Annotated in this window: 14 protein-coding genes; 11 read left to right on the top strand and 3 right to left on the bottom strand. The window is 40.0% G+C overall.

The window, feature by feature from the left end:
- Nucleotides 1-9: 9 nt before the first annotated feature.
- Nucleotides 10-879 (bottom strand): DUF1002 domain-containing protein, encoded by an 870-nt coding sequence (locus QNH43_RS17590; RefSeq protein WP_283915103.1) that lies wholly within the window; start codon nucleotides 877-879, stop codon nucleotides 10-12.
- Nucleotides 880-1,460: 581 nt separating this feature from the next.
- Here QNH43_RS17590 and QNH43_RS17585 point away from each other — a divergent pair.
- Nucleotides 1,461-1,805 (top strand): GNAT family N-acetyltransferase, encoded by a 345-nt coding sequence (locus QNH43_RS17585; RefSeq protein ID WP_076365552.1) that lies wholly within the window; start codon nucleotides 1,461-1,463, stop codon nucleotides 1,803-1,805.
- Between the two features lie 28 nt (nucleotides 1,806-1,833).
- On the opposite strand, the gene QNH43_RS17580 is transcribed toward QNH43_RS17585, so the two are convergent.
- Nucleotides 1,834-2,370 carry a DUF309 domain-containing protein gene (locus tag QNH43_RS17580; protein ID WP_283915102.1) on the bottom strand — a complete coding sequence of 179 codons (537 nt, stop codon included), beginning with the start codon at nucleotides 2,368-2,370 and terminating at the stop codon, nucleotides 1,834-1,836.
- A 165-nt stretch (nucleotides 2,371-2,535) separates the two neighbouring features.
- A complete protein-coding gene (locus QNH43_RS17575; RefSeq protein ID WP_283915101.1) occupies nucleotides 2,536-2,628 on the bottom strand; it encodes a YjcZ family sporulation protein in 93 nt (30 codons plus the stop codon).
- A 215-nt stretch (nucleotides 2,629-2,843) separates the two neighbouring features.
- Between QNH43_RS17575 and QNH43_RS17570 the strand changes: the two genes are divergently transcribed.
- The 10 genes from QNH43_RS17570 (at nucleotide 2,844) to QNH43_RS17525 (ending at nucleotide 11,416) form a co-directional block, all read left to right on the top strand.
- On the top strand, nucleotides 2,844-3,611 hold the full coding sequence (locus tag QNH43_RS17570; protein WP_283915100.1) for a segregation/condensation protein A: 768 nt from the start codon (nucleotides 2,844-2,846) through the stop codon (nucleotides 3,609-3,611).
- A complete protein-coding gene (gene scpB / locus QNH43_RS17565) occupies nucleotides 3,598-4,179 on the top strand; it encodes an SMC-Scp complex subunit ScpB (RefSeq protein WP_076365560.1) in 582 nt (193 codons plus the stop codon). The genes QNH43_RS17570 and scpB overlap by 14 nt, the downstream gene beginning before the upstream one ends.
- A gap of 55 nt (nucleotides 4,180-4,234) precedes the next feature.
- Nucleotides 4,235-4,651, top strand: a complete 417-nt coding sequence (locus tag QNH43_RS17560; RefSeq protein ID WP_076365562.1) for a hypothetical protein — start codon at nucleotides 4,235-4,237, stop codon at nucleotides 4,649-4,651.
- Between the two features lie 22 nt (nucleotides 4,652-4,673).
- Nucleotides 4,674-5,162: a YpuI family protein gene (locus tag QNH43_RS17555; RefSeq protein WP_076365564.1), complete on the top strand. Its 489-nt coding sequence runs from the start codon at nucleotides 4,674-4,676 to the stop codon at nucleotides 5,160-5,162.
- 112 nt (nucleotides 5,163-5,274) lie between these two features.
- Nucleotides 5,275-6,150: a superoxide dismutase gene (locus QNH43_RS17550; RefSeq protein WP_283915099.1), complete on the top strand. Its 876-nt coding sequence runs from the start codon at nucleotides 5,275-5,277 to the stop codon at nucleotides 6,148-6,150.
- 443 nt (nucleotides 6,151-6,593) lie between these two features.
- The gene (gene ahpC, locus QNH43_RS17545; RefSeq protein WP_063233159.1) at nucleotides 6,594-7,157 is read left to right on the top strand and encodes an alkyl hydroperoxide reductase subunit C; all 564 of its coding nucleotides are present in this window, start codon (nucleotides 6,594-6,596) and stop codon (nucleotides 7,155-7,157) included.
- Between the two features lie 177 nt (nucleotides 7,158-7,334).
- The gene (locus QNH43_RS17540; protein ID WP_283915098.1) at nucleotides 7,335-8,981 is read left to right on the top strand and encodes an FAD-dependent oxidoreductase; all 1,647 of its coding nucleotides are present in this window, start codon (nucleotides 7,335-7,337) and stop codon (nucleotides 8,979-8,981) included.
- Nucleotides 8,982-9,128: 147 nt separating this feature from the next.
- On the top strand, nucleotides 9,129-10,289 hold the full coding sequence (locus QNH43_RS17535) for a D-alanyl-D-alanine carboxypeptidase family protein (RefSeq protein ID WP_283915097.1): 1,161 nt from the start codon (nucleotides 9,129-9,131) through the stop codon (nucleotides 10,287-10,289).
- Entirely contained in the window at nucleotides 10,282-10,875 is a 594-nt protein-coding gene (locus QNH43_RS17530; protein ID WP_076365572.1) for a nucleoside recognition domain-containing protein, read from the top strand. The genes QNH43_RS17535 and QNH43_RS17530 overlap by 8 nt, the downstream gene beginning before the upstream one ends.
- 13 nt (nucleotides 10,876-10,888) lie before the next feature.
- Nucleotides 10,889-11,416 carry a spore maturation protein gene (locus QNH43_RS17525; RefSeq protein WP_397221699.1) on the top strand — a complete coding sequence of 176 codons (528 nt, stop codon included), beginning with the start codon at nucleotides 10,889-10,891 and terminating at the stop codon, nucleotides 11,414-11,416.
- Nucleotides 11,417-11,728 lie beyond the last annotated feature (312 nt).

The raw sequence follows: 11,728 nt of genomic DNA, 5'->3' as shown, positions 1-11,728 counted from the left end.
TTATTTGATTCAGCTGAAAAGTGACTTGATTGCGTCTATTAAACTACTGAAGACTTCTTTCAATTTATCCAAAAATGATTGACCCTCTTCGGATTCAAGAAAATGGGAAAGTTTATCTTTAGCTGCTGTAAGCTGATCACCGACAGCGTTCCAATCAATATCCAATTCTTTTAGCTTATTGAATAAATCAATTAAACTTTGAACTTGGGCATCATTTAAGGTGATGCCAAGGTCTTTTGCTGAAGATTCGACAACCTCGCGGACCTCTTCAGTATTGGCTGGTGGATTTGCAGCCATTTCCTCTTTGATTTTCGTAACCAGTGCTGAAGCTTCTTCTGTACCGATTTCATCACCCAATTTTGCTGTTTTCACCATTTCTTCATTCGCTGCCTGTTTCACATCCTCAGGAATCTTCTTGTCGGCAGAGATTTCATAGGCCTTAATGACTCCTGTCAAAGCCGCTGTACCGGAAACGGGTATAGGTGCTGTGACATAAACGGTAGCATCTTTTACTCCAGCAGTTGCCAGTGCATTGATATACATTTCATCGGTAACCCAGTTGATGTTTTTTGACTCCAGTTTAAGTCCTGTACCTTTTTCCTCCAAAGTGATGGCAGAAGATGAAATCGCTTTTGTACCGATCAGACGGCTAGCGATATAGTCTCCTAAGTATTCATGTTCCTCCGCATTTGTAACCGTTAGAACCTCAACATCGTTTGGTGCTTTCATTTCAGATAAAATCATATTTTTTTGTTCATTTGTCAAATTCTCACCAAGTGTGACGATCATTTCACCAACAGCTGCATCTGCAAAAGCTTTATATGGCAATAATAGACATAATAAAATGGTCACAATGACCCATTTATTCATTTTTTTCATGATAATCCTCCTTAACTTTTCCTGCTGATTTGGGAATCTTTCAATAAAAGGGCGGCACTTTAAATCAGATTCATAGTATTTGACGAAACAAAGGATAAAAAAGATACATATTTTCCTGAAAAAAATTTATATTGCCCAAGGCAGCTACGTTCTTTTAACGTAGAAATTGGGTGTATCTCTGTCTTTTATACCTAAGAGGGCACTCTATGAACCTAGATCACTTTACCAATGTAGTAAAATCGAAGCAAGATTGCAAGGATATTTGTCAGATTGTGTTAAGTTATAGTAGAATGAATTCGTTATTTAAATATTTGGACCATTCATAAAGGGAGTATGGGATGAGGAAAAGTAATAAGACTCTTTTACTTATGATGCTTATTATCGCTTTGATGTGGGGAATCATATATTGGCTGTTTATCGCTTAGCACATAGCACATCGATAAATAAAGTGCTGAAAGTGATGTTGAAACGAACGAAGTTTTTATGTATGATGTAAATGTTATATGTGAGGATTATTATTCAAAGCAAATTAATTGGAAACGGGAAGATAATAAAAACGTTATTTAGTAACGAGGGATATTATGTTGATTAAGTATAAGAAAAGTTATGAGAAGTTTGCCATGGGATTATTATCTTTCATGCCAAATGAAAAAGAGATAAAAACGCTTCGGAATACGATGAAGAATTATGAAACGGATGAAAATCTACAGCTGTTCTTATGGAAAGATGAAGAGATTACGGGCCTGATCGGGATAGAAGTCTCTCCAAACCACATTGAGATACAGCATATATCCGTAAATCCATCCTTCCGGAAGCAAGGTATCGGCAAAACGATGGTCAGGGCCATCAAGGAGCAATATCCTGACAAAGAATTAAAAGCAAATGAGTTTACGGAAAGCTTTCTTGACAGGTGTGAAGATTTTTGAATATGAAAGCTTGAATGGAGGACCGCCTTTAAGGGCGGTCCTCCATTCTTGTTTTTCGTAGAGATAGCTGCCGAGCCCTTTCTGAAATGACATCCGAACGGTCACGCATTAGATGCTTATCAACTATTGATGAATTAGCCAAGTCGCTAGCTGTACCCCATATGTACCCTTCTTGCAAACAGATGGACTGGCATTTTTCGATCAAGCTTTGATCGGCTATCGGCAGATTAATGCTTTTATATGGCTTTTGTGATAACATTCGCACATGGGTGTCCCCGAGCAATTTGAACAGTCGTTCTGTATCGAGTCCCAACTTTAGGAGCTCGGCCTCTTTAAGGCGGAGATTTGCCAGGGCTTTAGACAGGGTCCTTGCAGCCCCCTTTTTATTTCCCCTGCGATCATGATACAGGGCAACCGCAATTTGAATGAGCCCGACCCAATGAGAGTCACGGTCTTTTGGTGCGGTTTCCTTCCAATATTCTTCAAGTATTTCATGACATTCGAAGTAATCCCTTGGACCATGGAAATGGACAAGGAAAGAAAGGTAGTCTTCCGCGTAATTCAATAGGAGCACCCCTTTTGTTTGATGGAATCATCTAAAGTAAGGCAAAAAGCCATTTCTTATAGCTTAACACCGCTATGCATACTCACTAAGTTTAGCATAGAATTTTTTCTTGGAAAATAAAGAAAGCCGATTGCAAGGCAATCAGCTTGATTCAACGGTCTTCATTTAACACCAAGAAGCACCGACGATAACTAATAAAATGAACAATACTACAATAAACGCGAATCCGCCGCCGTTTCCAAAACCACCTGAACCCATAATGAGTACCTCCTTTGTTCTGCTATTCTTACATTTCTAGGTTATGTTGGATTTCGGAATGTGATTGGGCAACAACCCATTTGACGGTAATCCCAAATAAAAAGTTTTCTGAGGTCAGTAAATTATTATTTGGATAAAGGGCGGCAATCCACTATACTTGATTAGTAAAAGAAATAGGTCTATATCGGCCAATTAGATTTAAATGAGGTAATTTAATGGGTTATAATATAAAAATTGACGCTTTCGAAGGACCGATGGATTTACTTCTGCACTTGATTAATCGCCTGGAAATAGACATCTACGATATTCCGATGGCTGATATTACAGATCAATACCTAAGTTACATCCATACGATGCAGCATCTTGAATTGGATGTCGCCAGCGAATATCTGGTGATGGCTGCAACGCTGCTTGCCATCAAGAGTAAAACGTTGCTTCCAAAGCATGAAGATGAACTAATGATGGATGAAGATGGCGAAATATTTGAGGAAGATCCACGGGATGAGCTTGTGGAAAAACTATTAGAATATAAAAAGTATAAAAATGCAGCCCAAGAATTTAAAGGGATGGAAGAAGAAAGAAGCTTGATTTTCACCAAACCCCCAAGTGATTTATCAGTTTATGTAAAAGAAGCGGAAAATGATAAGCAAGAGTTGAATATAAGTCTATACGATATGTTGGGGGCTCTTCAAAAACTGCTGCGAAGGCAAAAAATTCAAAAGCCGCTTTACACGAAGGTAACGAAACAAGAGATATCGATAGAGAAAAGAATGGATGAAATCATGATTGAGCTACAATCGATTAAAGGAAAGAAAAGTTTTTTTGAACTGTTCTCGATCCCGGTTAAAGAGCATATCGTCATCACGTTTATGGCGGTGCTGGAACTGATGAAATTAAATGAAATCATCGTTGAACAGGAAGATAATTTTTCGGATATCATGATTGCTGCTAAGGAAGGTGTAGAACCAGTTGGAAGTTATTAATTGGAAAGGGATTCTTGAGGCATTATTGTTTGCTGCCGGAGATGAAGGGCTATCCGTCAAACAAATTGCCTCTGTCCTGGAAATTACGGAATATCAAGCAACCGACATCGTTGAAAGTTTAAAGGAAGAATATATATCGGATGTACGCGGGATTCAGGTGATCGAAATAGCGGGTGTTTATCAAATGACGACTAAGAAAGAGCACTCGGATTACTTGAAAAGGCTGGTGGAAACATCAAGCACTCAAGGATTGTCCCAGGCGGCTTTGGAAACACTCGCAATCATTGCCTATAAGCAGCCGATTACTAGAGCTGAAATTGATGAAATACGCGGAGTGAAAACGGAACGCCCCATTCATACACTTGTCACAAAAGTCTTAATAAAAGAGGTCGGACGTGCTGAAGGCTCGGGCCGGGCTTATTTATATGGGACAACAAAAGAGTTTTTGGATTACTTCGGCCTGAATTCAATTGATGAATTACCGCCTCTCGCAGATAATTCGGATGATAGCTTTGAAAATGGTGAAGCCGATCTGTTTTTTGAAAAATTTCAGCAAACAATCGAATAACATTTTTCAATAAATTGTGATAATATAGAAAAAAATGAATACGGGGGGATGGCAGGTGCGAATTGTAGCATGCAATGGATTTGGGCTTGAAAAGGAAAAGTCAAATTCACCTGAGGACTTCTTTAATCGATCCGTTATACAATACATAAAGGATGGAGAAGAAAAGACGCTGAATGTACTGTATCTTCGTTATTTTGATGAGATGGTCACCCGTTGGACCCCATATCCTGCCAATCCTATATTCAAAAGCCCTAACAGAGATATTTATATGGCCGATATCATTGCGATGGTCTGTCTACTCAAAGACCCGGGCCTGGTTAACCGAAAACGTATTTATATAAATGCAGAAAAAGAGATGGCTGGTTATTTCGAAAATATAGATTTTGAAAAATTGGAGAAAGTGTTTATATCTATTGACCAAGCTAAACCATATGATATAGAGTCACATGTTGACTATTATATTCAATCTTAATCATTTTGAGGAGGGTTCACGGTTGGGGAATACATTGGTAAAATCTCAGCTTGAGGATGTAAAAGGGTTTTTAGAAACGACAGTGGCTCAACTAGAGGAATTTCTAAATGAGACGACCTATTCTAAGCTGCAAGAGGAAAAAAGCGGGGATGAAACCTATTATAAAGGAATCCTTTCTAGTTTAAGAAGAATGCTTGTAAGTTGTGAAGAGGGCTTGGAGGCTTGCCAAATCGTTCTGAAAAATGATGTTTTCAATAAAGCTGCAGCTGAAAAGACGCTTTATAGAGTTTATCATCAATGTATCGAAGAATACTTTTCCCCAAAATCTGATCGGTGGTTTGAGGACAGCAGATCTGCCTATACAGGAAAAAACTCGATTAAATTTCACCAAAGTGTACCTGACAGCATAATATCCATTCTGAAGGCCGTGGAAAGTGGATTCCAGACCATGCGTGAAGAATTGGAGTTTTATGAAACGGATTACCGGACGAAAATGTTACAGTCAAGATAATGAAACAGCTAGGCTTAAGAGGCCTAGCTGTTTTTTTGCTATAAATGGAATCTCCGCTTAATCAAAACATAAAATACTTTGATGATTTATGTGCATAAGAGGAGGTTGCAAGATGTCTGATGAAAGAGATTATGCTAAAGAGGTAAGTGATTGGGTTGATGGGGTGATGGAATATCTTGAGAAGATCGATATCACCGATTCGCCATTGCTGTCAAATATTGAACGGCTTTCCCAGTTGACAAAAGATATGGCCGAGGAAGAAATGGATTATGAGGATATGGTCCTGATTGAAGAAGAGATGGCTCGGGTCTACGAGGAAATTGAAGAACTCGCTAGAGAATTCAGTATACAGGATAGGCAATCAGTGCCAATTGGGAATCATACGCTACCGCCGTTACCTTATGCCTATGATGCGTTGGAACCGACGATTTCAAGGGAAATCATGTATCTGCATCATGATAAGCATCATCAAGCATATGTCGATGGTCTGAATAAAGCGGAATTAATGATGAAAAAAGCGAGGGAAACGAAAGATTTTTCCCTGTTGAAACATTGGGAAAAGGAAGCTGCCTTTCATGGGTCAGGCCATTATCTCCATACGCTGTTCTGGGAAGAGATGATTCCGGGAGGGGGCGGACAGCCAAGGGGGGATTTACTCAAACAGATTGAGACGGATTTTGGAAGCTTTGCAGCTTTTAAAAGCCATTTTAGTGAAGCTGCCAAACAAGTAGAAGGTGTTGGCTGGGCGATTTTAGTCTGGGTTCCGCGTGCACGGCGCCTAGAAATACTTCAATCGGAATTGCATATGGTTTTGACCCAGTGGGATACGATCCCAATCCTTGTTCTGGATGTATGGGAGCATGCTTATTACCTGCAATATAAAAATAATCGGGCAGCCTATGTGGACAAATGGTGGGACGTTGTAAACTGGCCGAAAACAGCCGTAAGGTTCACCGAAGCGAAAAAGCTTATTTGGAAAAAGCAATAACTGATAAAATATAGGATAGTCTTTAGAGAACCAATTACAAATATACGGGCCGTGAAGGTTCGTTTTTTTTTGCCTGAAATTTTGTACCAAGAATTTTTTATGGAAAATATGGGAAGTATATGAGGGGGGAGCTGCAAATTTTATTTGGAAGCGACTTATGATTCTCATTTGGATATTATAATTAGATTGAAAAGGAGAGGATATCATCTCACGGAATAATGAGCATATGTCTTATTTAAATCCTTGAAATAACATTGGAAATGTGTTAAATATGCTACTTTGAAGAACTATGGGTTTTTTAAAAAAATTAATTTATATCAATATAAAATCTGTGACCAATTTGTGAACTTAAAAATTATTAAGGTATATTTATTGACTAGTTTCTATTTAATAATTATTATAAACAGGAGCAGATAAAAAAATAGCTATTGGAGGAATTTATTATGTCATTGATCAATAAACAAGTTGAAGATTTTAAAGTACAAGCTTACCATGCAGGAGAATTCAAAGAAGTTACACTTGAAGATGTTAAAGGAAAATGGGCAGTATTCTTTTTCTACCCAGCTGACTTCTCTTTCGTATGTCCAACTGAATTAGCTGATCTTCAAGATAACTATGAAACATTCAAGGAAATTGGTTGTGAAGTTTACTCAGTTTCAACAGATACTCATTTCAGCCACAAAGGATGGGCTGATGCAACTGATACAATCGGTAAAATCCAATATCCAATGTTAGCTGACCCAGCAAACGTTTTATCCCGTCAATTCGGTGTATTGATTGAAGAAGATGGATTGGCTCTACGTGGAACTTTCATCGTAAATCCGGAAGGACAAATTAAAGCATACGAAATTAATGATCTAGGAATTGGCCGTAATGCTGAAGAACTTGTAAGAAAAGTTCAAGCTGCACAATTCGTAGCGGAACATGGAGATAAAGTTTGCCCTGCAAAATGGACTCCAGGTGAAGCCACTCTTGAACCAAGCCTAGACCTTGTAGGTAAACTTTAATTTTAATGGGATGGTCCATTACTGCAAGTAATGGACATACCCAGCATTGATTACGATTACTGGGACAACTCGTCCTACAAGATCTTACGACAAAAGGCACTTACCTAAAATAAGTGCCTTTTGTTTTTCAAAATAATCAGTTTAGCACGTATTATCATTCAGCAAGGAGCACAAAAGATGAAAAAAATATATGATTTATTAATTATTGGTGGCGGACCGGCAGGCCTCTCAGCGGGCGTTTATGCAGGAAGAGCTAAGTTAAAAACAATAATTCTTGAAAAAGGAACTGGCGGCGGACAAGCTGCAACTACATCGGAAATAGCCAATTATCCTGGTATCCGTCATATATCGGGCCCTAGGTTAGTTGAAGAAATGAAGCTACAAAACGAAGATTTTGGCGTTGAATTCGCCAAAGCTGATGTAACTGGCGTGGATTTCTCCGGTGAGGTGAAAGTCGTTAAAACCCTTGGCGGGGACTACCATGCCCGCGCCGTCATCATTGCAACGGGTGCTTCTCCAAGAACACTAGGATTTCCAGGTGAAGAGGAATTTACTGGCCGCGGTGTAGCATATTGTTCAACATGTGATGGTGAATTCTTTGAAGGGTTGGAAGTTTTCGTTATCGGGGCAGGATATGCAGCCGCTGAAGAAGCTATATTCCTGACACGCTTTGCTACAAAAGTTACAATCATCGCACGGGAATCAAGCTTCTCGTGTGCTCCGTCCATTGTGGATAAAGTGATGGCAAATGATAAGATTGAAGTGAAATTCAATACGGAGATCCTTGGGGTATATGGAGACGGGATGATTCAAAGTGCCCGTTTCATCAATAATGCGACTAAAGAAGAATTTGAATATAAGGCGAAGGAAGAAGACAGTACGTTTGGAGTTTTCGTTTTCATAGGATATGAGCCGAAAACGGAAATTTTCAAGGGCCATATCGAAATGGATCATGCTGGTTACATTTTAACCGATGATGATATGAAGACAAATGTCAAAGGTATCTACGCAGCGGGCGACCTAAGGCCAAAATCCTTGCGTCAGATCATCACAGCTGTATCTGATGGAGCGATTGCAGCAACGGATGCCGGTAAATATATTGAAGAAGAAAAAGATCGCCTAGGAATCAAGGATGAACCTGAAGTTGAAAAACCGGCGAAAAAAGAACAGGCCGCTGTCCCGGCAGGCAAGAGCGCTTTATTAAGTGATGCGTTACGCGGTCAATTAAAGGGAATCTTCGGCAAGATGGAGAGCGAAGTAACATTGGTGTCCATCGTCGATGAAAGTTTGCCAAAATCAGTCGAATTGCGAGACTTCTTGTTGGATGTTGCGGAATTAGGAGACAAGCTGCATCTTGAATTATACAACAAGGGGGAAAGTCCGGAAATTGAAGAAAAAATCAATGCAGATAAATTCCCTGTCGTTTCCCTCTTAAATTCGAATGGTGAATACAGTGGCGTCAAGTACCACGGTGTACCAGGCGGCCATGAGTTGAATTCCTTCATTTTGGCTATCTATAACCTGGCCGGACCTGGTCAAGCATTGGATTCGGCCGTATTGAATTCAATTAAGGGAATCAGTAAAAAAGCGAACATTAAGGTTATGGTTTCATTGGCATGTCACTACTGTCCAGACGTTGTAGTGGGTGCACAGCGCATTGCGATTGAAAACCCTAACGTTGAAGCTGAAATGGTCGATATAAGCAATTTCCAGGAAATCAAGAAGAAATATAAAGTCATGAGCGTTCCGGCCATGATCATCAATGACGAAGAAGTGGTATTCGGAGCTAAGAAAATTGATGAAATCGCTGCATTATTAGTATGATAGAACACTAAATCGATAGGGGGCCCCTATCGATTTTTTTATGTTGAAAATCAATAGATATCATGAAGGTTTACATTCTTTTATTCATAACCCTTGTCCATTTGCATAAACTTGTACAAAAACAACTAAAGAGACGAGGGGGCACTCATGCGTTTTCCATATAAAGGGTTATCAAGTTTGTGTATCGTCATTCTCCTGTTGTCTTTTATGGCACCCGTACAAAGCGCCAATGCAAATGTATCCGTAAGTGCCCATAGTGCGATTTTGATGGATGAGGATAGCGGTAGGGTCATATATGAAGTGAATGCTCATGAAAAGAACCGCATAGCAAGCATTACGAAAATAATGACGGCTATCTTGGCTATTGAATCGGGACTAATGGATGAAACGGTGAAGGTGAGCAGCAATGCCTTCGGGACGGAGGGCTCGTCACTATATTTAAAAGAAGGAGAAAGAATTAAGCTCGAAGATTTGGTTTACGGCTTGATGCTTCGTTCAGGTAATGATGCAGCAGTCGCAATCAGCGAAAAGGTTGGTGGAAGCCTGGATGGGTTCGTGTGGATGATGAATCAAAAGGCTGAAGAAATCGGGATGAAAAATACCCATTTTTCGAATCCACATGGTTTGGATAATACGAAGAACCATTATTCAACCGCATACGATATGGCCATACTCACTCGTTATGCCATGCAAAATGAAACATATGTTAAGATTGCCGGCACAAAGGAACACAGGGCACCTAATTCCACAGAACAATGGGATTATGTATGGAAGAACAAAAACCGCCTACTTACACAATTGTACGAATATTGCACAGGGGGGAAAACTGGGTATACCAAACTAGCAAAACGTACCTTGGTCACGACCGCAACAAAAAACGGGCATGACCTGATCGCTGTGACATTGAATGGTCCGGATGATTGGAATGATCATATTCAAATGTACGAATCCGCATTTAAGGATTATACGCCAACAGAAATTTTACCTGAAGGCATGGTAAAGAATATGGAAAATAAAACATATAAAGGGCATGTCTACATTAAAAATGATTTTTCGTACCCGCTGACAAAAGAAGAGAGAAAGTTGGTCAATGTGAAAATGAAGTTGTTGAAGCCACAAAGGGCTTGGAAGGATAAAAGGAAAATCCCGGCAGTGGTCGGCAGGGCATCCATCTATCTCGATGGAAAGAAAATAGGAAGTCGTTCGATTTTTTATGGGGAATCAAAAGAAAGCTTCAAGCAACAATCATTCCAATCTTCATGGGCTGAGGTATTTGAAGCGGTATTGGGAATCGGACGCAATGGTTAATTACATTTGGGTCGGGATGTTTGTGATCGGTATTGTCTTTGGCATGATTAATGGGACGATGGATCAGGTGAATGAAGCTCTATTTGTCAGCGCAAAGGAAGCGGTCACCCTTTGCCTGGGATTGATGAGCATACTTGTCTTTTGGCTGGGTTTGATGAAAATAGCGGAGGAATCGGGACTGTTAGATAAACTATCCAATTTGTTCAAGCCGTTCATGAGGTGGCTATTCCCTGAAGTGCCTCCTAATCATCCCGCTATGGGATATATACTTTCCAATATGATGGCAAACACATTCGGATTGGGGAATGCAGCTACGCCTCTTGGTATAAAAGCCATGGAACAGCTAAAGAAACTAAATGGGGGAAAAGCAACGGTCAGCCGCTCGATGGTCACCTTTTTAGCCATCAATACCTCAAGCGTAACGTTGATTCCAACTACTGTCATTGCTATCCGCATGAATTACGATGCCCACTCCCCTACGGACATCGTTTTTCCGACCATAATAGCAACGGCCATTTCTGCAGTTGGAGGAATCGCGATAGATCGGTATTTTTATTACAAGAGAAAGAGGAGCGGGAGGGAATAGGATGTTGCACTGGATGACCACCATTTCAATTTGGATGATACCAATTTTGATCCTCTGTATATTACTGTACGGCACATTGAAAAGAGTTCCCACTTATGAGACCTTCGTTGAGGGGGGGAAAGAAGGAATCAGCATGTCTTTTTCCCTCATCCCTTTCCTGGTAGGGATGCTAGTGGCGATTTCAGTATTTAGGGCATCAGGGGCCTTAGATTTCATTGTACAATCACTGCACCCCTTGCTTTCCCTTCTTCATTTTCCGTCTGAGGTTTTACCACTTGCGATTATTAGACCAATATCCGGAACAGCCGCTTTAGGAATAACCAGCGACCTGATATCTGTTTATGGACCGGATTCCTTTATTGGGCGCTTGGCTGCCACGATTCAGGGAAGTACAGATACCACATTCTATGTATTGACCGTTTATTTTGGAGCTGTCGGAATCAAAAAAATGGGTGATGCCCTAAAGGTCGGTCTTTTGGCAGACTTGATCGGTATCATAGCTGCCGTCATCGTCGTCACATTGGTTTTCGGTATGAATTAAAGGCTAGGGGAAATGGGCGCTTCCATTTCTTTTTTTTTGTCTTTTTTCTTAAACACTCGGCTATGCTAAGCTCTCCATTTTTATACGGAATCGAACTTTCATCCAAAAGAAACATTTTTTTGTATGGAAAAATAAGCTATGTTACACTCATTATGGAAACCAACCCATTTAACCGTCCCATTATTGGTGTAATAATAAAAGAAAAGCTCTTATTCGCGAAAAACCTTTTGTTTTTGCCTCTCAATATGTAATAATTGTATGATTGTGTATGTATAGACAATAACAAACGAATGATTATACTATGGGGTGAAG

Source organism: Peribacillus simplex, from assembly GCF_030123325.1.
GTDB classification, from domain to species: Bacteria; Bacillota; Bacilli; order Bacillales; family DSM-1321; genus Peribacillus; species Peribacillus simplex_D.
This window is presented reverse-complemented; position numbering and strand designations above follow the sequence as displayed.

Excerpts from the sequence above, each read along its gene's own strand:
- QNH43_RS17590 (WP_283915103.1), bottom strand. The coding sequence starts at position 879 with ATGAAAAAAATGAATAAATGGGTCATTGTGACCATTTTATTATGTCTA.
- QNH43_RS17585 (WP_076365552.1), top strand. The coding sequence starts at position 1,461 with ATGTTGATTAAGTATAAGAAAAGTTATGAGAAGTTTGCCATGGGATTA.
- QNH43_RS17575 (WP_283915101.1), bottom strand. The coding sequence starts at position 2,628 with ATGGGTTCAGGTGGTTTTGGAAACGGCGGCGGATTCGCGTTTATTGTA.
- QNH43_RS17570 (WP_283915100.1), top strand. The coding sequence starts at position 2,844 with ATGGGTTATAATATAAAAATTGACGCTTTCGAAGGACCGATGGATTTA.
- QNH43_RS17550 (WP_283915099.1), top strand. The coding sequence starts at position 5,275 with ATGTCTGATGAAAGAGATTATGCTAAAGAGGTAAGTGATTGGGTTGAT.
- ahpC (WP_063233159.1), top strand. The coding sequence starts at position 6,594 with ATGTCATTGATCAATAAACAAGTTGAAGATTTTAAAGTACAAGCTTAC.
- QNH43_RS17540 (WP_283915098.1), top strand. The coding sequence starts at position 7,335 with ATGAAAAAAATATATGATTTATTAATTATTGGTGGCGGACCGGCAGGC.
- QNH43_RS17535 (WP_283915097.1), top strand. The coding sequence starts at position 9,129 with ATGCGTTTTCCATATAAAGGGTTATCAAGTTTGTGTATCGTCATTCTC.
- QNH43_RS17530 (WP_076365572.1), top strand. The coding sequence starts at position 10,282 with ATGGTTAATTACATTTGGGTCGGGATGTTTGTGATCGGTATTGTCTTT.
- QNH43_RS17525 (WP_397221699.1), top strand. The coding sequence starts at position 10,889 with ATGACCACCATTTCAATTTGGATGATACCAATTTTGATCCTCTGTATA.